This is a genomic window from Pseudoalteromonas sp. S1612, from assembly GCF_005887175.1.
Lineage (GTDB): Bacteria > Pseudomonadota > Gammaproteobacteria > Enterobacterales > Alteromonadaceae > Pseudoalteromonas > Pseudoalteromonas undina.
Map to the genome: position 1 here is coordinate 1 of NZ_PNDH01000036.1, position 21,340 is coordinate 21,340.

A 21,340-nucleotide genomic window follows, 5' to 3' on the forward strand; every position below is an offset into this window, starting at 1 on the left:
TTGTGGGGTGGTTCTTTCCCATAAATAGGCGATAATGCAGCATCAATGCCAAACAGGCGCTGCCCGAAGGGTTCTGCCTAAGGGCGATTTACTCTTTGTTGCTCGGTTTTTACTTAGCCCACTAGGTTACAAACCTCGCGCCGCGATTAAATAGCCCCTAGTTTGAACGAATCTTAATCCGTAAAGGTCAACAGACCCTAGTTTAATCAGCTGTTATTTAACTAAACGCCACCTCCATGAAGTGGCGTTTAATATAGATGTAGCGTCATGAAAAGGCCTTTAATTTAAACTTTAAACAATCGTACTTATTTTATTTCTGCCTTCCGTTTTTGCCCGGTATAAAGCCGTGTCTGCGGCATATAACAGCGCCTCGTAGGTGCGGTACTGGTTATTATTTTCACAGGCAATTCCTTGGCTTACCGTAATTTTAACCTCTGGCGGCAAACCTAAGTCGGTAAAGCTCATTTGTGCAATTTGTTGTTGTATATGGTTGGCCACAACGGTGGCGGTTTTTATATCGCAACGGGGTAAAATAATTGCAAACTCTTCACCGCCATACCTAGCAGCTAAACACTCTCTAGATGGAATGCACTGTAATAGCATTTTTGCTATTTTCTGTAAGCATTTATCGCCTTTAATATGCCCATAGGTATCGTTGAATTTTTTAAAGTGGTCAACATCAATTAATATACTGGTTAAAGGTTGTTGGCTTTGAATACTCTCTTGCCAGTACTTTTTTAACGACTCATCTAAAGCTAAACGGTTAGCAAGCCCAGTTAAATGATCGGTTGAGGCCTGTATTTTTAAACGATTATACATGGCTTTATGAGTACTAAGATCGTGAAGTATGCACACGTACAACTTTTGCGCCGATGCGAGACTTTTTGGCATGCTTGATATTGATAAGTCAGCTTCAATCACATCGCCATTGGCTTTGTTTATAGCAACTTCATTTGGGCCAATGGTAAGGGGAGTGTCCTTAATACCAATCCAATTTAATAAGGTCTGTTTATATTTATCAAGGTCTGAACCGTGTAAAAACGACAGTAAATTTTCGCCTATCAGCGACTGCTGAGAGTAACCAAGTAATTGAGCAGCCTTTGGGTTGGCAAATTCAAAACCACCCTGTTCATTAAGGACAAAAATACCTTCGGCGGTGCCATTAAATAATTCTATTAATGCATCAAATTGAGTATGAGAAAAAGAGGATGATAAAGCGCTATCGAAGGGCAATGCCTTATCGTTATCAGTTGCTGCAGTCTCTTTATTGTTAATTTGTTTCGACACGTTTTAGCCTTAGCATGGTACAGACGTTTTTGATGTCTACAAATTTACTTAAAAAAGTGCAATTAAACCTTTCGGTAATCTTCTGATTTTAACTGTTTGATTCTTAATGTCTTTTTTGTGTTTGTGGTTTGGTTTTATTTGCGGTTTAAATAGCAGTTAGTGTGTTAAAATTTATTGTTAATTAAAATATTCATTTAAATTTGTTGTTGGTTATACAACATTTAAAACTAATTAGTAATAATATGAACAACTTTTAAAGTTATGTATGTTTGAACTTTCTAAATAAAAGACGCTCATTTAGTTCACAGCTAAATGAGCGTTTTGAGTTCTAAATATTAACGAGGTTCATTTCTAACTTGTGGATCTGCGCTAATGTATTTTTGGATTGTTGGGATTGCAACAATAAACTGCAAGCATAAATCACCTGCATTTTTATTTGAATCAACAACCACTATAGATTGACCACCGTTGATTATTTTAAAACTAAAATCTTCTACTATTGGCCCACTCAGCTCTGCGCCAACAAAATAAAAACCACGCTTAAGCGTTTCTTCATCTAAAGTATAGACACCATGAGTGTTTGGAACTGTTACCTCTCCACCACCTGATACCTCATGACCATTTTCTGTGTATTTGAATACAGCCTCGTCGTTCTCATTAATTGTTACGTTAACACTAAATTTTATAAGTTGATTGTTATCTACTGTAGTCATTGTTTACATCTCTTTTTTAATAAGTAGTAGGATACTACTGAATATATTTTTAGTTTATAAGTCGAAATTATTGATACCAAATTCTTTAAGTATCTTTATTTTTTCGGGAGCTTCAGACAAGCGATCTAAGCAACTATATGCCTGTAATAGGGGAAAAAGAATATCAATATCATTTGTTTTTTTAGCTATATTTAAGATTGATTTTAGAGCCTTGTGGCAAAATAATTTTCGCTTCTCATTATTCTCTTTAGATGCTGCTAATTTTGCTTGCGCCAAATATATGCTGGCTATATGAATGCTATTATTAATGCCTGAGTTTTCTTCAATTCCTAGTGAAGTTGTATATCTGTTTAACTCATCCATGAATTTCTCTGCCAAGGTCGATTGTTTGACTTTGACAAAGTAGCGAATCAAATTGACATAGATACCCGTGATATTACGATTTTTCTCTGATGTATGTAAGAAGTTTATAATGCTTTCAATTAAAGAAATATTAGCGAGCTCAGCGTAAATTAAGGTTTGGTTAGTTAAAAACTGAAAATATTTTTCTTGGAATTTCTTATTTTTTGGATCCTGTTTTAATGCTTTTTTTTCAGCCTCTAATGCTTTTATTGTATGCAAAAAAGCTGGCTGTTTATCTGGCAGGTAACTTAGTAGATTGGCTTGATGGGAGTGCGTATAGGCCAGCATCTCTAATAAGTTTGCATCATTAGGATATAATGAGGTTAAAGTATTTAAAACTTTTTCTGCTTGTTCATAAAAATTTAGCGCATTTCTGTAGTTACCTAAGTGTACTTCTGTGCTAGCAATCCAGCTAAGAGTATCAGCTCTATCAATTAATAAGTTTTTATCGTTTGGAATTAAATTAAGCGCTTCATTTTTAAGGGCGAGCGACTTTGTAAAGCGTTGTTTCGCGGCAGTGTAGTTAAATTGCTTTAAATACAAAGAGCCCAGCGAATTATGCGAATACGATAGCTCCATAATCGAGTTAAAATCATTCGGTGCTAATGAATACATTTTCTCGCTGTAGGCATGATATTTTTTAAATAATGGCTCAGTAGCAGCGTAATTACTTTTATCATAATGAAGCTGACCGAGCCAAAAGGCATTAGCACCGGCGAGTGTGAGAAGCTCTAAGTTGTTTGGCTGAATTTTTAATAATGCCTCAAGGCGAATGCGGGCGTTTTCAAAGGCAGTGAAGGCCTCAATGGTTTTACCGCGGGAATAAGCCACTTCCCCCATGGCTTCCAGAGTTTGTGCGTACTGAAAGCGACTTTTAAACTCGGCTTGTTGACTGCTAAAGTTAAATAGCGAGCTTGGCTCCTCGACTTGATTGGTAAAATACTCAAGTGCTTTATTACTAATGCCATCAAGTAGGTCCATACGCTTAACGCTGCGTAATTTGTCGGCAAAATCACCAACCATAAACCCTAGTAAGCTTTCGGCCTCTTGGCGTTTTTGCTGTGCAAGTTGCTGCGCTTGAAAGCTGGTAATACTCATAAATAGGGCAACACAGGTAAGTAAACAAAGCAGAGCAACCGTGCCGCGTTTTATGGTTGTTTTTGTTTTACTGTGTTTAAGAGAGCTGGTTATAAGGGCGCGTTCGTCATCGTCTAGTTCGAATATGTTGTCGTTTAATAAGGTAACGGCTTCTTGCAGCGGTTTACCCGGTGCTAACAAGTAGGCGTTACTTTTTTGCTCATTAAGCCATTGTTGCGTGTGGTGGTGTAAGCGGCTTTTTATAGCAAGGGCATCTTTATGGTCATTAATCCACTGTTTGGCACGTGGCCATTGGCGTAATAATGCCTCGTGAGCAAGGCTAAAGTAAGCTTCTTGGTTTTGTAAATGCGATACAAATAAGCGGCTATCGACCATGGCTTGAACCAGCTCTTTTTGGCTGGTGTTGGTTAACGCTTGCAAGCGGGCTGCGCGGCTCGTAATGGTTTTACCATCTGGGTTTAGCGTGATTAATTGCGATAACACGCTTTTTAGTTGCTGTTGTTGCGCTTTAGAAAGCCCTATAAATACCTCTTCGGCTTTTTTACCAATGGCACCCTCAATACCGCCGAGTTTTTCATACACACTGTGTAACAACTCATTAGTATCACTGCGCTGTAAATACAGCTCTTGCAGTGTGTATTGCAGCATGGGCAGTGCATCTGGATTATTGGCGGTATCGGCGCAAAGTATTTCATCCAGCGGGGTTTTGGTGTGTGGGTCTTGTGAAAACGTTAAATTAGCGGTTAACGCTGGCAAGCGAATAATTTGTTGTAGTTCATGGCGATTTGGCGGGGTTAAATCGTAATGCGCGCCATGAGCCTTGCCCACCATAAGACTTGGTTGCTCAACCACTAAAGGGTAAAAATCGTTACGACAGGCACTAAATACAATCACCGCTTTAGAGGTCGCTAAACGCTCAATAACAGATAAAAAATGACTTCGGGTGTCGTTACTAAATAGCGGTGAGGAAAGTAGCACTTCTAAGCGGTCTATAAACAAAAACAATTGCGGCGTTTTTGCTGCTGTTTGGGTATTTGCAATTGTATTTTTTAAGCAACTAATAACATTGTCTATGTCATGTTCTAGTTGCTGTGCCAGCGTTTGTGCGCTTAGCCCTGTAAATACTGGAATGTCGTTAATATCCCAATCTAGCATGGCTGAGGCGAGATCTAAATACAGCCTATTTTGAGCTACATCTGCAAAGTCGAGTTGGGTGTACGACATTACTCTAATGCCGTTATAGCCTCGCTCGTCGAGTAGCTTTGGCAGTATACCCGCATTAACTAATGATGATTTACCTGTGCCACTAGGGCCAAGAATTAAACAAAATGCGCGCTGCAATGTTACTTGGTTTGATACGATCTCTAATAACGTGCTGATGGCCTTATTACGACCAAAAAATAAGTGGGTATCGGTTGGGTTATATGCACTCAAACCTAAAAAAGGGGAGCCGCCTTGCCATGTGTTAACTTGGTTGGGGAGGTCATCAGCTAATGGAAACTCAACCGATGCAATAACCCTATAACCACGTTTACGTATGGTTTCTATGTATTGCGGGGCGCTTGCTTTATCACCCAGAGCTTTTCGAAGTTGAGTGATAGTTTTATGCAGAGGGTTATCGCCGGTTTCTGTGTTTGCCCAGCAGTGAGTTAATAACGCGTCGCTACTCACAATCTCTGCTTGATTTTGACACAAGTATACCAGTACATCCATGGCTTTAGGTTCTAGCTGTTTTTGTTCCTCAGCGCGTTGAATGGTGTTACTGGCAGGGGTTATTTGCCATTCACCTAAATAAAAGGGAGGTTGATGCATAATAGGCTCATTTTTATAGTTATAAGTGCACTTAGTTTTTGCTTTAGTTATATTAGTAGTACTAGTTATTTTTATTAAGTGTAACAATGCGCTGTGGAAACGGAATTTCTATATTGGCATCGTTAATTGCTTTATATACGCCGCCATTAATAGCGAGCTTAGTTTCAATAATTTTAGTGGTAGGAACCCAGTATCGATAGCTAATAGTAACGCCGCTATCAGCAAAGCGCTCTATGCCAATTTGTGCATTGGGTTGTTTAGCAACCAGTTCGTGATTAGCTAATACGTTTTCGATAAGGTTGATCGCAGTATCACTAGAGGCGCTGTAGGCTATGTCTATTTCACCTTTTACTAAAGAGTAGTTAAATGAGTTATGTAGGATTTCGCCAACGATATGCTTATTGGGAATGGTTATTTCTACTTTTTCTTCATTAATTAACACGGTGTGGCCCAGTTCAATTACTTTTACTTGGCCACTAACCCCTTTTACTTCTATGGTATCGCCTACCACAAATGGCCGCGTGGCAATAATAGCAAGTCCCGCGCCATAATTAGAAAGCATGCCTTGTAATGCTAAGCCAGCACCTAAAGAAGCGGCACCTATTGCAGCAACAAACGGGGTAACACTAATACCAATTTTACCCAACGCAATTATGATCACCATAATGATCAGCAGTACTTTAACTACATTACTAACAAAGTTAGTTAAGGTGATATCAACGTTATGTCGAGTCATCAAATTGGCAACTACTTCGGCAAGCTTTTTCGCCACCCAAAGACCAATCAGTAGAATAAAAATAGCACCGACTATTTGCATGCTATAGGTGACTAAATACTCGGTAAGTAGGGCGTAGTACTTTTCAAATTGCTGAATTTCGGAACTGATCATGGTGAGCTCTAGTTTTAGTTATATTGGTATCAACTTACTATAACAAAGTGCTCACTAAAATTGGATATAATAGTGGTACTATCACAGCAGTTAATAGCGCACTCAATGCCATAGCCACCGATGAAAACGCCCCTATTTTTGGATGTTCGGCAATTGCAGCCGCTGTACCTATAGCGTGACAGGCCGTTCCCATTGCAATGCCTTGTGCCTCAAAGTTAAATATTTTAATTAATTTTAGTAACAAAAAGCCAAACAAAGCCCCAAGCAAACCAATAAAAATAACCATAGCAGCGGCTAGCGAGCTGATCCCCCCAAGTGAGTCGGTGACAAGTAATGCAATAGGTGTAGTAACGCTAAGTGCCGCAACTGAAGCGCTGAGCTGCGATGGGACAGCAAATAAAACACTTAATACAAAAGCCACCAGTGTGGCGTTAATAATGCCAATACTGCAGGTGACTAAAATGAGTAAAAAGTTTTTTCGAATATGCATAAACTGCTGATACAAGGGGAGGGCTAACGCGACTATGGCCGGCTCTAATAACCACGTTAACAACCGACTATGCGAAGCAAATTGTGAATAGGGTAATTTAAGGTTAACGAGTAATAAGGCAATAATGCCGATACTTAAAAATACGGGGTTCGTGAGGGATTTTAAAATGCTGTGACTTACTCTCATATTGAGCATTTTAAGTCCAAAAAAAAGAGTAATTATAAAAGGGATGGTCAACCACCAAAGGCTTGGCGTTATTGCACTGATTTGCTCATTCATTGTTTTCAGTGCCCTTAAAGTGGCCAACCACACTGGCTACTAAAATTAAGCTACTCAAGGGCACTATAATCATCACGGTGGTTAAAAATGGCCAATGTGTTTTTATAAGTCCCAAGTGTTCAATAAAACCAACGCCTGCAGGAATAAAGAAAATAGGCATTACATTTAAAATAGGCGAGGCACACGGGGTAAGTTGCTGCTCTTTAACAATGCCTGATAAAAGTAAAACCAGTAAAATAACCATTGCTAATAGTGGCGCAGGAAAACTGGCATCAATAAAGTGCATAATAAGTTTACCTGCTGCTAAGCAAAGCAAAATGATAGCGCTACTTAAAAAGTATTTCATGGCGATGACTCAATACAATAGAGGGTTATCACTTTAACAAATAACGCTGTTTTGTGCATTGTGCCTTAGTATTACCAGCGTTTGGCGTTTGAAAACTCAATACCAGTTTTACCTTTTGCTTTAGCAATGGCTTTTTTAGTATTGGGGTTGCTTAATAAGCGAATTTGGCTCCATGTTTCTTTAGCGAGTATTTTTCGAGCTTGGGCTTTATAGCTTTGTTGAGTTACTCGTTTTATTGCCGCCAATGTGTCAGGTGAACGCGCTTGTAATGTTTCAAGCATTTCTTTAGTTGCTTTATCGGTATCGTCGGTTGTTTTTGTTACTAAACCGAGTTCAAAAGCATGTTGAGCACTAATGGGGTCAGCATGACTTGCTAGCCAAAGTGCTTGGTCGCGTTTAACTAAGCCTGCAAGCATAACATTAGCGCCCATGTCTGGGCATAACCCCCAGCGCGCTTCCATAATGGCGAGTTTGGCATCGTGATGAACAATTCGGTAATCAGCTCCAAGGGCTATTTGCAGGCCACCACCAAGACAGTTTCCGTTAATTTTAGCAATTACAGGCACGCTCAATGACTGCCAGCCCAGTACGACTTTTTGCGCTAGGTTTTGATTACCAGGAAGCCATTTGAATAGGAGCTTTATGATATTGAATGGCGAGGCCATAACCGCGTTAATATCGAGCCCTGCACAAAAGTGTTCGCCCTCACCGGTTAATACAACCGCACGAATACTGGCGTCTTTTTTTATATTTTTAATCACCTTGTTAAGCTCAACAAACATAGCAAAGCTTAAGGCATTTTGTTTTTCTACGCGATTTAATGTAACGGTAGCAATACCCTGTTTTTTTTCTAATTTTATCATTGTGCACTCCTCTGACCTGTTGTTTGAGCTTATGTTTTTATTGATGTTAAGTAAAGTGGATGAAGATGAATAAAAACAAACTGAATTTTTTAATGTAAGTTGGGTCTATTTCCTTTAAAGGAAAATTTAATTTAAAAGGTCAGCAAACCTTAATGCAAACCCATCCAACAATATCTATAAGTATTAGGTAAAAGTAAAAAAGCCAGTATTTAACGTGTTTTTTTTATCAAAACCCTAACAACTTTTGATATTATGGCGCCAACTTAAAAGCTCAGAGGTTAACCACTCATGTCAGGTCCACGTTTATTTACGATAGAAGAAGTAACTCATCAAGCTTATGATATTTTTTTGGAGCTGGCTCCTAATAATTTAAGCGACAAAGATGTTGAAGAATTTAACCTACACCGTGAAGAACTGGGCTTTATTGAAGAAGATGAGCCCGATGAACAGTGGCAAGACTTTGTTGCCCTAGAAATTGAACCTGAGCATTTTATTCAAGTATTAGTTGGCCTTGAGTTTGATAACGAAGACGTATTATTTGCGAAAATTTTAATTAGCCGTGATAAAGACGCGCCTTTTTGTCATATTTTGTGGAAAGAAAGTGAATAACCATTTCTCTGCTTTTTTGTTATTGCCATTTGTAAGAGAACGTATTTTGCGAAACTCCTTTGTACTACTGCTTTTATTATTTAGCTGCTTTAGCTGGGCAGTTGATCCCTTTGAAGATTTTCATGAGTATGGGGAGCTCTCTGATGAAGAAATTCATGAGTTACACAAAGGCGAAGTATTGTATGGTGATACCGAATTTGGTTTTATTTTAAGTAAAGGTAACACTAATTCAACCAGTTTTAAGCTTAAAGGGAACCTTTATCAAGATTTTGAAAACTGGCGAAATCAATTCAAAATAGACTCTTTGTACAAACGTGACGAAAACGAAGAAACGGGTGAGTCGGATGTGACTGCTAATCGCGTGTTTTTCTCTGCACAGGGTAACTATAAAATAGGCGTTAAAAACTCGTCTTTCTTTATTTACGGGGATTATGAGGAAGATCAATTTAGCGGCCTTGATTTTAAAAGTACGGTAGCAACCGGTTATGGCGCACGTGTTTATCAAGGGGTTAAAAATAAGGTAGATATAGATATTGGCCCAGGTCTATACCGCTCAGTTGCTGATGATGAGTCAACAGCACTTGAAGACGACAAAGACAAAATGGGTTATTTACTTCGTATTGCAATGCAGTGGGAGAGGTTGGTATCTAAGCGTACCCGATTTAATCAAGATATCAGTATAGAACAGTCTTTGTCTGGGCTTAACTCTCGGTTAAAGTCAGAAACGGCATTAATTAGCCAAGTGGTTGGCGCGGTATCGTTAAAGTTTGCTTATATGTATCGTTATAATTCTAAGCCTGAAGAAGATAAACTAAAATACGATTCAGAGCTCAGTGCCACCTTAGTGTACAGTTTTTAATTTTTTAACTTTTTAATAGAGAGTGTTATGTATCAGCATAAGCAGTATGCGGTATTTATATTTGTAGTATTAGCGTGGATCAGTGGTTTTGTTGCGCTTGCATGGAATTTAATTGGTGCCGATGCCCCGTTAATCGTATTTGCCGGTATTTTAGTGCTGGTGGGCTTTTTGTTCCACGGTTTAACCATTAAAGTTGACGAAACTCATGTTAGCTGGGCATTTGGCCCTGGTGTTGCAGGCCAAAAATTAGCATTAGAAGACATAGTGGATGTAAAAGCAGTACAAAATTCATACCGCCATGGTATTGGTATTCGCATTACACACGATGGGTGGATTTATTCGGTATCAGGCTTTAGTGCGGTGCAATTAACGCTTAAAGATGGCACTCAGTATCGCTTAGGCACTAATGATCAAGCTGGATTAGTTGCTGCGCTTGAAGATAAAATAACCCCAGTTGAAATGCCAGCAGCAGAGCCTCAAGCCAAATTACGAACACAGAATAATATGCTATAAAAAAAGCGCCTTAGGCGCTTTTTTTATAAACGTGTAGTAATTTGATTTAGCGGGTTTTAGTGCTCGTGGCCACAGCCGCCTTCACCATGTACGTGGCCATGCTCAAGCTCTTCGGCTGTTGCATCGCGTACTTCTAAAATTTCTACATCAAAGTTAAGTGTAATGCCGGCAAGTGGATTATTACCATCAACAATCACTTCTTCGTCTTGAATGTCGATAATCATTACTGATTGGTCACCGTCATCTGTGGTTGCACGAAATTGCATGCCCACTTCAATTTCCATACCTTCAAACATTGATTTAGGTACAGCTTGCATTAAGTGGTCATGACGCTCACCGTAACCTTCTTCAGGCTCCACTTTTACGCTTAGTGTATCGCCAGCTTGCTTGCCTTGCAGCGCGTTTTCAAGCCCTGAGATCAGGTAACCTGTACCAACGATAAAAATTAATGGCTCACCGCCAAATGAGTTATCAATGGTATTGCCGTCATTATCTAAAACAGAGTAATGCATTTTTACCACTTTATTTGCTGCAACGATCATAGTCATTCCTATTATTCATCTTCAAGAGAGTAAGGTAGAGGCAGAATGTTTAGCTCTACCGAAGGGGTGTGTTTTGCACGAAGAGTCTGATCGATATCAGTATCGTTTGGCAACACGACCAAACCAGTTAAAGTCTGTGTTTGTTCATTATAGCTTTGCGCAATAAGTTTACCTGCGCGGCGCCAGTTTTCACCTAATTGAGTTTCAATGTCGGGTGCTTCGAGTAACCCTTCACTTTGCCCTGAAACGATATACATAGCACGTTTGTTTTTGCCTAGGTACTTCATACGTGCAACGGTTTCTTGGCCTGTGTAGCAACCCTTTTTAAAGCTAATGCCGTCGATGGCTTGCAGATTAACCATTTGCGGTACGTATTCATCAATCGCCTCGACACTTAATTGCGGTTCACCAGCGAGTATAGACGCTTGTTGCCATAGGGCATCGTTGTCGAGGGTCGACACGTCGTCAGGTAGGCAAAATTGGCTATCAACCATCAATAAAACGCGGTTTGATGCAAGTTTAAGGGCTTTACCGTGAGCGAAGTCACAAGCCGTGGCGTCATCGCTAAAGTGAATATCGAGTTGTGTGAGTAAGCCTGTTAGGTCATCACCAAGTAAACCAATTAATCGCTCTGAGGCTTTATTAATTTCAACTTTTGCAAATACAGCATATTTTTTTAATTCAGCAAGAGAGCGTTCTACTTCTGCACTTGAACCAGCTAAAAAGTAACTTTGTTGATAAGAAAATAGCTTAAATACACCCCATAACTTACCCTTTGCACTACAGTGACCTGCCCACAAAAAGTTATCGTTGTTAAGTTTATTTAGATCTTGAGTGATTTGTCCGTGTAGGTACGATAATTTATCTGCGCCTGAGAGGCTAATAACCTGATGTGATAAAGGACATGCATAAACCTGAGACATAAACACCTTCTTTGCAATAACAAATGAAGCCACATAATAACGTAGTTAAAGCGTATGGTACAGCGACTAACAGACGATGTTTTTATAACTTTGTGCTGTTAAATTAACGCGTATTTGGTAAACTCGAGTTAATTAAATATGAGGTTTAAAATGGTTGAAATACATAGTAAAGCACGTATCCGTTGGGCTTGTCGCCGTGGCATGTTAGAGCTAGATGTTTTGTTTATGCCGTTTGTTGAAGAAGCTTATGATTCGTTAGATGCTAAACAGCAAGCGATTTTTCAGCGTCTATTAACGCAAGAAGACCCAGATTTATTCGCTTGGTTTATGGGCCATGAAGAATGTAAAGACGCAGAGCTAAACAGCATGGTTCAGCTAATTTTAGACCGAGTTCGTGTATAGATTTACCGTTACAGATAATAAAACAGACCACAAACCGATTGTGGTCTTTTTTTGTGTGCTGACTCTAGTGTTGTGCTTATTTATGAACTCGGTGGTGGCAACTCTTTTTTGTATTGCACTTAATACACTTGCTGGCATTATTGTTTGGCGAAAAATCGTGGCTGCTCAACCACAGCAAGGCATTATACTCTTAGAGCTGAATCAATTTCGTTTTGAAGGATCTGGCAGGCAAATTCAAGGGGTAATTAGTAAGCAAAGCCGGTTACTTGGTCAGAGTTTGTGGCTGTATATTAATGGCTTTAGTAAAAACTATTGGCTGATTATCTCAGCCAATAGTGTTGATGAGCAAAGCTATGCGCGCTTAAAACGGGCAACGCTTGAAGCAATTAATTACGTAGCGGAGTCAAAATAGTGGGTGTTGGGTTCTCATTTTGCTCTGGATAATCAATAGTAAAGTGTAGTCCACGACTTTCTTTACGTTCCATAGCGCTTCTAATTATAAGCTCGGCAACTTGCACCAAATTACGTAACTCAAGTAAGTTATTACTCACTCTAAAGTTTGCGTAATAATCGTGTATTTCCTGTTGTAACAGTTCAACACGATGCAGCGCACGTTCAAGGCGTTTTGTTGAGCGTACAATCCCCACATAATCCCACATAAATAATCGTAGCTCATGCCAGTTATGGGTGATCACGATTTCTTCATCTGAGTTAGATACGCGGCTTTCATCCCAACTAGGTAAATCTACCAGCGCGGGTGCGGTCTCTATTTTACTTAAAATGTCTTTTGCTGCTGCATGGGCAAATACAATGCACTCTAATAATGAGTTACTTGCCATGCGGTTAGCGCCATGCAGGCCGGTATAAGCCACTTCACCCACAGCGTATAAATTTGCTAAATCCGTTTTGCCGTTAAAGTCGGTCATTACGCCACCACAGGTGTAATGTGCCGCAGGAACGACAGGGATTGCTTCTTTGGTAATATCAAGCCCTACGCTCAAGCACTTAGCGTAGATAGTAGGGAAGTGTTCAATAATAAAATCTTTGTCTTTATGGCTAATATCTAAATATACGCAATTTGCGCCAAGGCGTTTCATTTCAAAATCGATAGCGCGCGCGACTATGTCGCGCGGGGCGAGTTCTTCTCGTTCATCAAACTCTTTCATAAAGCGAGTGCCATCAGGGCGTTTTAAATAGGCCCCTTCACCACGCATTGCTTCAGTAATTAAAAAGTTTTGTAATTCTGGGTGGTAGAGACTGGTTGGATGAAATTGATTAAATTCCATGTTAGCCACGCGACACCCTGCACGCCAAGCCATTGCTATACCATCACCGCTAGAAACATCAGGGTTAGAGGTGTAAAGGTACACTTTACTTGCGCCACCGGTTGCTAAGGCAACAAATTTTGCGCCAATGGTTTCTACTTTTTTGGCTTTTTTATTCCACACATGCATACCGTGAACATGTGACCCCGTTTTACCGATATTTTTATCAGTAATTAAATCAATCGCATTATAATGCTCTAACAAGGTGATATTACTGTGCGCTTGAACTTGGCTAATCAGCGTTGTTTGCACTGCTTTGCCAGTGGCATCGGCAGCATGCAAAATGCGTCGATGGCTATGACCCCCTTCACGGGTTAAATGAAAGCGCTCTTTACCTTTACTATCAAATTCCATATCAAAAGGCACGCCTTGATCAATCAACCATTGTAGGCAGTCATGCGCATTACTGGCAGTGTAATGAACAGCTTCTCTGTCACATAAACCGCCACCTGCATCTAAGGTATCTTCAACGTGAGATTCTATACTGTCATTTTTTTTATCAAAAACAGCGGCAATTCCGCCTTGGGCATAAAGAGTAGAACCTTCGGTTAATTCACCTTTACTGATCACGGTAACGTTACAGTAATTAGCCAAAGATAAAGCAAGTGATAAGCCTGCTGCGCCGCTACCAATAATAGCGACATCGGTAATGTGATGTTTATTTTGGTTCATCTGTGAGGTACTTTGCGGTTACAATGCTCAGATAGAGCAATATTTATTTTTAATACTTACAGTTGTACCATATTTGTTGAACTACTACTAAGTGGTTTTAGCGTATAAACGCGTAATTTGTAGCTATTTTATAAAAAAACAATATGAGTCAGAACTTTTTATTCATCTAAGGGTCAGAGTAGGTGTGAACAATGGCGACACTATGAATAATAAGCAAGAATCAATCAGAGGAGTACCGGCTCGAATGAGCGAGCAGGAATTAGATTTAGCGTTAGTGAAAAGGGTCCAGCAGGGAGATAAAAACGCCTTTAACCTATTAGTTAAGAAGTATCAGAACAAAATAGCCGGTTTGATCTCACGTTATGTATCAAATCAAGGTGACATTGCTGATGTAGCACAAGAAGCGTTTATTAAAGCGTATCGTGCCCTTCCAAACTTTCGTGGTGATAGTGCTTTTTATACTTGGCTTTACCGTATCGCCGTTAATTGTGCTAAAAATTATTTAGTGGCTCAAGGGCGTAAACCGCCAGCAAATGATATAGATGCTGACGATGCCGAGTTTTATGAAGGTGCAGATTCAATGCGTTCTAACGCGTCACCTGAAAATTTACTATTAAGCGAAGAAGTACGCGCTGTTATTTTTAATACGATTGATAGTTTGCCTGAAGATCTTAAAACCGCGATTACTCTTAGAGAAATTGAGGGTATGAGCTATGAAGAAATAGCCGTGGTGATGGATTGCCCAGTCGGGACGGTACGTTCGCGTATTTTTCGTGCCCGTGAAGCAATTGATAATAAATTAAACCCATTGATAGGCGAGTCTTAGTATGACAAAAGCACACGTTAACCGCTTAGATAACGAATCGTTATCAGCATTACTTGACGGTGAACAAACATTAAATGATGCAACTATTGCATCAGATGATGTTGCTACGTTTGGCCGTTACGCGTTAATCGGTGATGCAATGCGAGCTAAAGAAAATAACAATAATATGGATTTTGATATTAGTGATCGCATTTCGTTAGCACTTGAGAGTGAGCCCGTTTATGCAGACTTTAGCCAGTCTGATAAGTTGGCAACCCCTTCAAATACCGAAACAGAAAATAAAGTAGTGGCGTTTAATTGGCGTAAACCAGTTGCTCAATTAGCGATTGCAGCGAGCGTAGCAATGTTTACTATTGTTGGTGTGAACACCTTACCGCAAGGTGAAGATGCTGTGCAAAACGAAATTCCATTATTGCAAACCACGCCGTTAACCGGCATGGCGTCGCCAGTAAGCTACTCATCGGCACCTGCACTTGATAACGCAGAGCAAGGTTTGCGAGAGCTTCAGCAGCAACGCATTGGCGCATTAGTACTTGAACATCAACGTCAAGCGCGTGTAGCTCATTCGTTAAAAACAGCTAAAACAGATGAAACATCCCCAGAGGAAAAAAACTAATTAGATGAAAGTAATCACTTTTATTATGTCATTGGTGTTAAGTTTTAATACTTTTGCCAATGACACAAACCCCGCTAAAGATTTACTGCTTGAAATGGCCAGTGCAGTTCACACTCGTAATTTCGACGCCTCTTTTGTTGTTGTTAAGGGTAAAAGTATGGAGCCCTACCGCTGGGTGCATGCTAAACAAGGTGATATAGAGCTTGAACATTTAAGTTTGCTTAATGGTGCAGGCCTTGAAATGATCCGCATTGACGATCAAGTTACCTACTTTGAGCCACAATCAGAACCTTACTCGTTAACAACCGATTCAATTGCAGGGCCTATCCCAGAAGTCTTATTTAAAGATATTAACCGCTTAAGTGCGCATTATGATTTTGTGCTTGGTGGTAAAGGTCGTATTGCGGGGCGTCCTGCTCAGCTGGTTCGAATTGAATCTAAAAACGATGACAAATATAACTATTGGATTTGGATTGATACTGAGTCGTCTTTATTGTTGAAAGCCGCCTATGTGAATCACCAAGGCGAAGCGCTTGAGCAATTACAACTTACCCACATTAGCGTAACTGAGCAACCGGCAAGCTTATTATTAGAAGTACTTAATCGTAATTTTCCAACACCATTACCCGCTAATTCAATTGATGAACAAAGCAAAGCGAATGCTATGAATTGGACTATTGGATGGCTACCTGAAGGGTTTGAATTACTTAAGTCCGATAGACATAAGCTCGACTTAAACAATGAATTAACAGATTACTATTTATTCTCTGATGGATTTGTTGAGGTATCAGTATTTGTGCAACGGCCACTACCAGGTAAGCGCTTAAGCGGAGCTCTCACCTCAGGAGCAACCACTATTTATGTGCACAACGGCGGAAATTTTGATGTGTCTGTGGTGGGAAACATTCCAACCATGAGCGCTAAAGCGATTGCTGAGTCTGTTTCACGGGCATTATAGATGATAGAACAAACGTTAACCGTCGTGGCCCTTAGTGGCCACGTTGCGCATTTAGAAGCTCAACAAAAGCAGGCCTGCGAAGGCTGTAATGGTCGTTGTGGCTCTCAAGTGTTTAGTAAGTTATTTGGTACAGCAAAGAAAACCTTACCCTATAAATTCGAAACGCAATTAGAAGTTGGACAAAAAGTGACTATGTCACTGGATGACAGCCACGTTGTAAAACATGCCTTTGCCGTTTACATGCTGCCCTTATTTTTGAGTTTAATCTTTACCTTAATAACCAGTGAATTAATACTATTGGCTGAAGGTTGGCAAATTTTAGCAGCGATATTGGGTGGCATCACCGGCTTCTTAATTGCTAAAACATGGGTAAAATCACTTAGGCATGAGATTAAAGTGATAAAAATTCATCCAATTAGTCTTCCTTTAACTCAAATAGATGGTGATTGACGCCAATTAAATGTAAAATTGCGTTTTTATGCCACAGTAACTTGAAAATGCACAGCAAGTATTTTCAAGTTATTTAGGCATGCGACCTTAGTCCTTTAAAATAGAAGTTTAGAATCCAGTTTATGAAGCATATCCGTAATTTTTCGATCATCGCCCACATTGACCATGGTAAATCGACCCTTTCTGACCGTTTGATCCAAGTTTGTGGTGGTTTAACCGACCGTGAAATGCAGAAACAGGTTCTGGATTCAATGGATATTGAACGTGAGCGTGGCATTACCATCAAGGCGCAAAGTGTAACGTTAAACTACAAAGCAAACGATGGTGAAACCTACCAGCTCAACTTTATCGACACTCCAGGTCACGTTGACTTTACTTATGAAGTATCACGTTCATTAGCCGCGTGTGAAGGTGCATTATTGGTTGTTGATGCTGGCCAAGGTGTTGAAGCACAAACATTGGCTAACTGTTATACCGCCATCGAAATGGACTTAGAAGTTATACCGGTTCTAAATAAAATTGATTTACCACAAGCTGACCCATTACGTGTAGCCGAAGAAATTGAAGACATCATTGGTATTGATGCCCTTGATGCCGTGCAATGTAGTGCTAAAACAGGTGTGGGTATTGCCGAAGTACTTGAAATGATCGTTAAAGATGTACCGCCACCAGTTGGTGATAAAGACGAGCCATTACAAGCGCTAATTATCGATTCTTGGTTTGACCCGTACCAAGGCGTTGTATCGCTAGTGCGTATTAAGCATGGTGAACTTCGCGCGGGCGACAAAATTAAAATTATGTCGAATGAGCATATTCATACTGCAGATCATGTGGGTATTTTCACACCTAAACAAACTAATACCGGTATTTTACGTACAGGTGAAGTAGGGTTTGTTATTGCCGGTATTAAAGAAATACACGGTGCACCGGTGGGCGATACTATTACTCATCAAAAAAATGCGGCACCAGAGCGCTTACCTGGTTTTCAAAAAATCAAACCACAAGTCTACGCGGGCATGTTCCCAATTGCGTCAGATGATTACGAGTCGTTCCGCGATGCACTTAACAAACTAAGCTTAAACGATGCGTCGTTATTCTTTGAACCAGAAAATTCAACCGCATTAGGGTTTGGTTTCCGTTGTGGCTTCTTAGGTATGCTGCACATGGAAATTATTCAAGAGCGTTTAGAGCGTGAATACAACATTGACTTAATAACCACAGCACCAACGGTTATTTATGAGGTAGTGACTAAAGAGGGCACTACACAAATTGATAATCCATCTGACTTACCAGCCGTAAACGATATTTTAGAAATACGTGAGCCAGTAGTAGAGGCTAACATTTTAGTACCGCAAGAGTACTTAGGTAGCGTAATCACTTTATGTGTTGATAAGCGCGGTATGCAAACTAAAATGAGCTACCATGGTAAGCAAGTTGCAGTAACGTATGAACTGCCAATGGCCGAAGTGGTAATGGACTTCTTTGATAAGTTAAAATCAACCAGTCGTGGTTTTGCGTCGCTTGATTATAACTTTAAGCACTTCCAAACCTCAGACATGGTACGTGTAGATATACTCATTAATGGCGAGCGTGTTGATGCCCTTGCCATTATTGTACACCGTGAAAGCGCGCAGTCTCGTGGTCGTCAGCTTGCTGATGCGTTAAAAGAGCTTATACCACGTCAAATGTTTGATATTGCGATTCAAGCAGCAATTGGTCAGCATGTAATCGCGCGTACAACCGTGAAGCAACTTCGTAAAAACGTAATCGCTAAGTGTTACGGCGGTGATGTAAGTCGTAAGAAAAAATTACTTCAAAAACAAAAAGATGGTAAAAAGCGAATGAAGCAACTTGGTAACGTTGAAGTGCCTCAAGAAGCGTTCTTAGCCATTTTAAAAGTTGGTAAATAAAAAATAAAGGGATAATAAATGGCTGGCTACTTTTCAGTTTTATTGGTGTTATTAACCTTAGGCTCAGGCTTAATATGGTTAATAGATCACTTAATGTTTGCCCCTAAAAGGCAAGAGCGTTTGGCAATTGCACAAACTTCTGCCGGTGGCCAACTTGACGAAGAAACAGCAGCATTGATTGCGCCTGAGCCAGTCATTACTGAAACAGCAAAGTCGATTTTTCCGATGATTGCTGCTATCACTATTTTTAGATCGTTTATTTTTGAGCCGTTTCAGATCCCATCGGGTTCAATGATGCCAACCTTATTAGTAGGCGATTTTATTTTAGTGCAAAAGTATTCTTATGGAATTAAAGACCCTGTATGGCGCAGCCAGTTAGTGGATGTGAGCGAACCAGAGCGTGGCGATATTGTTGTTTTTAAATACCCATTAGATGAGAGAGTTGATTATATTAAACGCGCTATAGGCTTACCTGGCGATAAAATTGTTTATCGCGACAAGCGTTTATATATTCAACCAAAATGTGAAGAGGGTGACGTTAAAAAAGGCGCGCTTCTTTGCAACGAATTCAATAAAATTGATTTTAAATTAATTAATGATGATGAATTTATGCAAGGCCCAATGGCTTTAGCGCGTTTAAATGAAGATTTAACGACCTCTAGCCATGATATTTTAATCAACCCAAAATCGCCTGAACGTAAAGGGCGTTACTACCAGCAATTGGGCACTCCTGCAGATGAATGGGTGGTGCCTGCTGATCATTACTTTATGATGGGTGACAATCGCGATAACAGCCAAGATAGTCGCTTTTGGGGCTTTGTACCAAAAGAAAACTTGGTGGGTAAAGCTGTCTTTATATGGATGAGTTTTGAATTTGATAATGGCCCAGATGACATTTTACCAGGATGGGTTCCAACTGGTGTTCGTTTTGAACGCCTAGGTAATATTCAGTAACAATGAAAAAAAATGTAACAGAGTTATACAAAAGAATTGGCTACACATTTGCTGATCAAGGCCTACTTGAACAAGCAATGACGCACCGCAGCCACAAAGGTCAACACAACGAGCGACTCGAATTTTTGGGCGACTCGATTTTGAGTTTTGTAATTGCCAATGCCTTGTACGCTAAATTTCCTAAAGCACGTGAAGGCGATTTAAGCCGCATGCGTTCGACTTTAGTTCGCGGCCAGACGTTAGCTGAATTTGGTCTTGAGTTTGAGCTAGGTGATTACCTGCGTTTAGGCCCTGGCGAGCTAAAAAGTGGCGGGTTTAGACGCGAGTCGACCCTAGCAGATGCAGTGGAAGCTATAATTGGCGCTGTATTTTTAGATTCAGACATTGATCGTTGCGGCGAGCTTATTTTAGCGTGGTATGAATCACGTTTAGATGCTATTTCACCAGGGCTTAACCAAAAAGATCCTAAGACCCTGCTGCAAGAGTATTTGCAAGCTCGTAAGCTATCATTACCTGGCTATACTGTAGTAGACACTAAAGGTCAGGCACACAATCAAACATTCACGGTTGAATGTATCGTTGATGGAATGGATAGCATTATTTCTGTTGGCAGCTCAAGGCGTAAAGCCGAACAAAAAGCGGCCGAAAAAGCATTGAAGATACTTAAAAATGAATCTTGATACCTTAATACAGCCTCATGAAGGCGAAATAGACACATTTTGTGGCATGGTTGCGATTGTTGGCCGTCCTAATGTGGGTAAATCAACCTTGCTTAATGAAATTATTGAGCAAAAAGTCAGTATTACCTCACGTAAGCCACAAACCACGCGCCATCGTATTATGGGTATTCATACTGAGGGTAAACACCAAGCGGTTTACGTAGATACCCCAGGTCTGCATGTTGAAGAAAAGCGCGCTATTAACCGTTTAATGAACCGCGCAGCGTCGAGCTCAATTGGCGATGTTGAACTGATTATTTTTGTTGTTGAAGGCACCCATTGGAATGCCGATGACGAGATGGTACTAAACAAAGTGAGCCAAAGCGGCAAGCCGGTATTGTTAGTTATTAACAAAATTGACCAAGTGAAAGATCGCGACCTTGTCCTGCCACACATGAAGTTTTTAGGCGATAAGTTTGACTTTATAGGCATTATGCCTGTCTCTGCGACTCAGGGTAAAAACATTAACCTGATCAAAGAAGAAGTAACTAAACGTTTACCGCCGTGCGAATTTTATTTTCCGGATGACTACGTTACTGACCGCTCAATGCGCTTTATGGCTGCTGAAGTGATCCGTGAAAAGCTTATGCGCTTTATGGGTGAGGAACTACCTTACTCAGTGACTGTGGAAATAGAGCAGTTTAAATGGCAAGAAAACGGTGTTTGGCATATCAATGGCCTTATTTTAGTTGAGCGTGAAACGCAAAAGCGCATGGTTATCGGTAACAAAGGCGAAAAGCTAAAAGTGATCGGCCGTGAAGCGCGTAAAGACCTAGAAGAAATGCTTGAAAATAAAGTATTTTTAGAACTATGGGTTAAAGTAAAATCGGGCTGGGCTGACGATGAACGCGCCTTAAGAAGCTTAGGCTACGGTGAAGATTAA

The 21,340-nt window shown here is 40.2% G+C and carries 23 protein-coding genes; 13 read left to right on the forward strand and 10 right to left on the reverse strand.

What is annotated here, in order from left to right; translation table 11 throughout:
* Positions 1–291 precede the first annotated feature (291 nt).
* The 7 genes from CWB78_RS13435 to CWB78_RS13465 form a co-directional block, all read right to left on the reverse strand.
* A complete protein-coding gene (locus CWB78_RS13435) occupies positions 292–1,287 on the reverse strand; it encodes a GGDEF domain-containing protein (protein ID WP_138596040.1) in 996 nt (331 codons plus the stop codon).
* Positions 1,288–1,622: 335 nt separating this feature from the next.
* Positions 1,623–2,000: a DP-EP family protein gene (locus tag CWB78_RS13440; protein ID WP_010387773.1), complete on the reverse strand. Its 378-nt coding sequence runs from the start codon at positions 1,998–2,000 to the stop codon at positions 1,623–1,625.
* Between the two features lie 54 nt (positions 2,001–2,054).
* Entirely contained in the window at positions 2,055–5,312 is a 3,258-nt protein-coding gene (locus CWB78_RS13445) for an nSTAND1 domain-containing NTPase (protein ID WP_138596042.1), read from the reverse strand.
* A gap of 61 nt (positions 5,313–5,373) precedes the next feature.
* On the reverse strand, positions 5,374–6,201 hold the full coding sequence (locus CWB78_RS13450; RefSeq protein ID WP_054201773.1) for a mechanosensitive ion channel family protein: 828 nt from the start codon (positions 6,199–6,201) through the stop codon (positions 5,374–5,376).
* A gap of 37 nt (positions 6,202–6,238) precedes the next feature.
* Positions 6,239–6,970: an LrgB family protein gene (locus CWB78_RS13455; protein WP_054201772.1), complete on the reverse strand. Its 732-nt coding sequence runs from the start codon at positions 6,968–6,970 to the stop codon at positions 6,239–6,241.
* Positions 6,963–7,316 carry a CidA/LrgA family protein gene (locus CWB78_RS13460; RefSeq protein ID WP_054201771.1) on the reverse strand — a complete coding sequence of 118 codons (354 nt, stop codon included), beginning with the start codon at positions 7,314–7,316 and terminating at the stop codon, positions 6,963–6,965. The genes CWB78_RS13455 and CWB78_RS13460 overlap by 8 nt, the downstream gene beginning before the upstream one ends.
* A gap of 71 nt (positions 7,317–7,387) precedes the next feature.
* Positions 7,388–8,179, reverse strand: coding sequence for a crotonase/enoyl-CoA hydratase family protein (locus CWB78_RS13465; RefSeq protein ID WP_138596044.1), 792 nt, complete (start codon positions 8,177–8,179; stop codon positions 7,388–7,390).
* Positions 8,180–8,467: 288 nt separating this feature from the next.
* On the opposite strand from CWB78_RS13465, the gene CWB78_RS13470 reads away from it, so the two are divergent.
* From CWB78_RS13470 to CWB78_RS13480, 3 genes are read left to right on the forward strand one after another with little or no spacing between them, the layout of a single operon-like run.
* On the forward strand, positions 8,468–8,788 hold the full coding sequence (locus CWB78_RS13470; protein ID WP_054201769.1) for an HI1450 family dsDNA-mimic protein: 321 nt from the start codon (positions 8,468–8,470) through the stop codon (positions 8,786–8,788).
* A 46-nt stretch (positions 8,789–8,834) separates the two neighbouring features.
* Positions 8,835–9,647: a DUF481 domain-containing protein gene (locus CWB78_RS13475; protein ID WP_054201958.1), complete on the forward strand. Its 813-nt coding sequence runs from the start codon at positions 8,835–8,837 to the stop codon at positions 9,645–9,647.
* A 27-nt stretch (positions 9,648–9,674) separates the two neighbouring features.
* On the forward strand, positions 9,675–10,160 hold the full coding sequence (locus CWB78_RS13480) for a hypothetical protein (RefSeq protein ID WP_054201768.1): 486 nt from the start codon (positions 9,675–9,677) through the stop codon (positions 10,158–10,160).
* 56 nt (positions 10,161–10,216) lie between these two features.
* On the opposite strand, the gene CWB78_RS13485 is transcribed toward CWB78_RS13480, so the two are convergent.
* Both CWB78_RS13485 and ygfZ read right to left on the reverse strand, forming a co-directional pair.
* Positions 10,217–10,702, reverse strand: coding sequence for an FKBP-type peptidyl-prolyl cis-trans isomerase (locus CWB78_RS13485; RefSeq protein WP_008111743.1), 486 nt, complete (start codon positions 10,700–10,702; stop codon positions 10,217–10,219).
* Between the two features lie 11 nt (positions 10,703–10,713).
* On the reverse strand, positions 10,714–11,625 hold the full coding sequence (gene ygfZ, locus CWB78_RS13490; protein WP_138596046.1) for a tRNA-modifying protein YgfZ: 912 nt from the start codon (positions 11,623–11,625) through the stop codon (positions 10,714–10,716).
* Positions 11,626–11,775: 150 nt separating this feature from the next.
* On the opposite strand from ygfZ, the gene CWB78_RS13495 reads away from it, so the two are divergent.
* Both CWB78_RS13495 and CWB78_RS13500 read left to right on the forward strand, forming a co-directional pair.
* Entirely contained in the window at positions 11,776–12,027 is a 252-nt protein-coding gene (locus tag CWB78_RS13495; protein ID WP_010387788.1) for an FAD assembly factor SdhE, read from the forward strand.
* Positions 12,028–12,082: 55 nt separating this feature from the next.
* Positions 12,083–12,439, forward strand: a complete 357-nt coding sequence (locus CWB78_RS13500) for a hypothetical protein (RefSeq protein WP_138596078.1) — start codon at positions 12,083–12,085, stop codon at positions 12,437–12,439.
* Here the strand turns inward: CWB78_RS13500 and nadB are convergent.
* Positions 12,414–14,024 carry an L-aspartate oxidase gene (gene nadB, locus CWB78_RS13505; RefSeq protein ID WP_010387791.1) on the reverse strand — a complete coding sequence of 537 codons (1,611 nt, stop codon included), beginning with the start codon at positions 14,022–14,024 and terminating at the stop codon, positions 12,414–12,416. The two genes, CWB78_RS13500 and nadB, sit on opposite strands and share 26 nt — an antisense overlap.
* A gap of 244 nt (positions 14,025–14,268) precedes the next feature.
* On the opposite strand from nadB, the gene rpoE reads away from it, so the two are divergent.
* The 8 genes from rpoE (at position 14,269) to era (ending at position 21,340) form a co-directional block, all read left to right on the forward strand.
* Positions 14,269–14,850 (forward strand): RNA polymerase sigma factor RpoE, encoded by a 582-nt coding sequence (rpoE, locus tag CWB78_RS13510; RefSeq protein ID WP_010387792.1) that lies wholly within the window; start codon positions 14,269–14,271, stop codon positions 14,848–14,850.
* Position 14,851: 1 nt separating this feature from the next.
* Positions 14,852–15,466, forward strand: coding sequence for a sigma-E factor negative regulatory protein (locus tag CWB78_RS13515; protein WP_128583129.1), 615 nt, complete (start codon positions 14,852–14,854; stop codon positions 15,464–15,466).
* A 4-nt stretch (positions 15,467–15,470) separates the two neighbouring features.
* Complete coding sequence (locus CWB78_RS13520) at positions 15,471–16,424, forward strand: MucB/RseB C-terminal domain-containing protein (protein ID WP_010387795.1); 954 nt, start codon at positions 15,471–15,473, stop codon at positions 16,422–16,424.
* A complete protein-coding gene (locus CWB78_RS13525; RefSeq protein ID WP_138596048.1) occupies positions 16,425–16,874 on the forward strand; it encodes a SoxR reducing system RseC family protein in 450 nt (149 codons plus the stop codon).
* A gap of 122 nt (positions 16,875–16,996) precedes the next feature.
* The gene (gene lepA, locus CWB78_RS13530; RefSeq protein WP_010387797.1) at positions 16,997–18,784 is read left to right on the forward strand and encodes a translation elongation factor 4; all 1,788 of its coding nucleotides are present in this window, start codon (positions 16,997–16,999) and stop codon (positions 18,782–18,784) included.
* Between the two features lie 18 nt (positions 18,785–18,802).
* The gene (gene lepB, locus CWB78_RS13535; RefSeq protein WP_054201762.1) at positions 18,803–19,738 is read left to right on the forward strand and encodes a signal peptidase I; all 936 of its coding nucleotides are present in this window, start codon (positions 18,803–18,805) and stop codon (positions 19,736–19,738) included.
* A 2-nt stretch (positions 19,739–19,740) separates the two neighbouring features.
* Complete coding sequence (rnc, locus tag CWB78_RS13540; RefSeq protein ID WP_008466504.1) at positions 19,741–20,418, forward strand: ribonuclease III; 678 nt, start codon at positions 19,741–19,743, stop codon at positions 20,416–20,418.
* On the forward strand, positions 20,408–21,340 hold the full coding sequence (era, locus tag CWB78_RS13545; protein ID WP_138596050.1) for a GTPase Era: 933 nt from the start codon (positions 20,408–20,410) through the stop codon (positions 21,338–21,340). Before rnc ends, era begins: the two co-directional genes overlap by 11 nt.

Coding starts and splice junctions, on each gene's coding strand:
- CWB78_RS13440 (WP_010387773.1), bottom strand. CDS start 2,000: ATGACTACAGTAGATAACAATCAACTTATAAAATTTAGTGTTAACGTA.
- CWB78_RS13445 (WP_138596042.1), bottom strand. CDS start 5,312: ATGCATCAACCTCCCTTTTATTTAGGTGAATGGCAAATAACCCCTGCC.
- CWB78_RS13450 (WP_054201773.1), bottom strand. CDS start 6,201: ATGATCAGTTCCGAAATTCAGCAATTTGAAAAGTACTACGCCCTACTT.
- CWB78_RS13455 (WP_054201772.1), bottom strand. CDS start 6,970: ATGAATGAGCAAATCAGTGCAATAACGCCAAGCCTTTGGTGGTTGACC.
- CWB78_RS13460 (WP_054201771.1), bottom strand. CDS start 7,316: ATGAAATACTTTTTAAGTAGCGCTATCATTTTGCTTTGCTTAGCAGCA.
- CWB78_RS13465 (WP_138596044.1), bottom strand. CDS start 8,179: ATGATAAAATTAGAAAAAAAACAGGGTATTGCTACCGTTACATTAAAT.
- CWB78_RS13470 (WP_054201769.1), top strand. CDS start 8,468: ATGTCAGGTCCACGTTTATTTACGATAGAAGAAGTAACTCATCAAGCT.
- CWB78_RS13480 (WP_054201768.1), top strand. CDS start 9,675: ATGTATCAGCATAAGCAGTATGCGGTATTTATATTTGTAGTATTAGCG.
- CWB78_RS13485 (WP_008111743.1), bottom strand. CDS start 10,702: ATGATCGTTGCAGCAAATAAAGTGGTAAAAATGCATTACTCTGTTTTA.
- ygfZ (WP_138596046.1), bottom strand. CDS start 11,625: ATGTCTCAGGTTTATGCATGTCCTTTATCACATCAGGTTATTAGCCTC.
- CWB78_RS13495 (WP_010387788.1), top strand. CDS start 11,776: ATGGTTGAAATACATAGTAAAGCACGTATCCGTTGGGCTTGTCGCCGT.
- nadB (WP_010387791.1), bottom strand. CDS start 14,024: ATGAACCAAAATAAACATCACATTACCGATGTCGCTATTATTGGTAGC.
- rpoE (WP_010387792.1), top strand. CDS start 14,269: ATGAGCGAGCAGGAATTAGATTTAGCGTTAGTGAAAAGGGTCCAGCAG.
- CWB78_RS13515 (WP_128583129.1), top strand. CDS start 14,852: ATGACAAAAGCACACGTTAACCGCTTAGATAACGAATCGTTATCAGCA.
- CWB78_RS13520 (WP_010387795.1), top strand. CDS start 15,471: ATGAAAGTAATCACTTTTATTATGTCATTGGTGTTAAGTTTTAATACT.
- CWB78_RS13525 (WP_138596048.1), top strand. CDS start 16,425: ATGATAGAACAAACGTTAACCGTCGTGGCCCTTAGTGGCCACGTTGCG.
- lepA (WP_010387797.1), top strand. CDS start 16,997: ATGAAGCATATCCGTAATTTTTCGATCATCGCCCACATTGACCATGGT.
- lepB (WP_054201762.1), top strand. CDS start 18,803: ATGGCTGGCTACTTTTCAGTTTTATTGGTGTTATTAACCTTAGGCTCA.
- rnc (WP_008466504.1), top strand. CDS start 19,741: ATGAAAAAAAATGTAACAGAGTTATACAAAAGAATTGGCTACACATTT.
- era (WP_138596050.1), top strand. CDS start 20,408: ATGAATCTTGATACCTTAATACAGCCTCATGAAGGCGAAATAGACACA.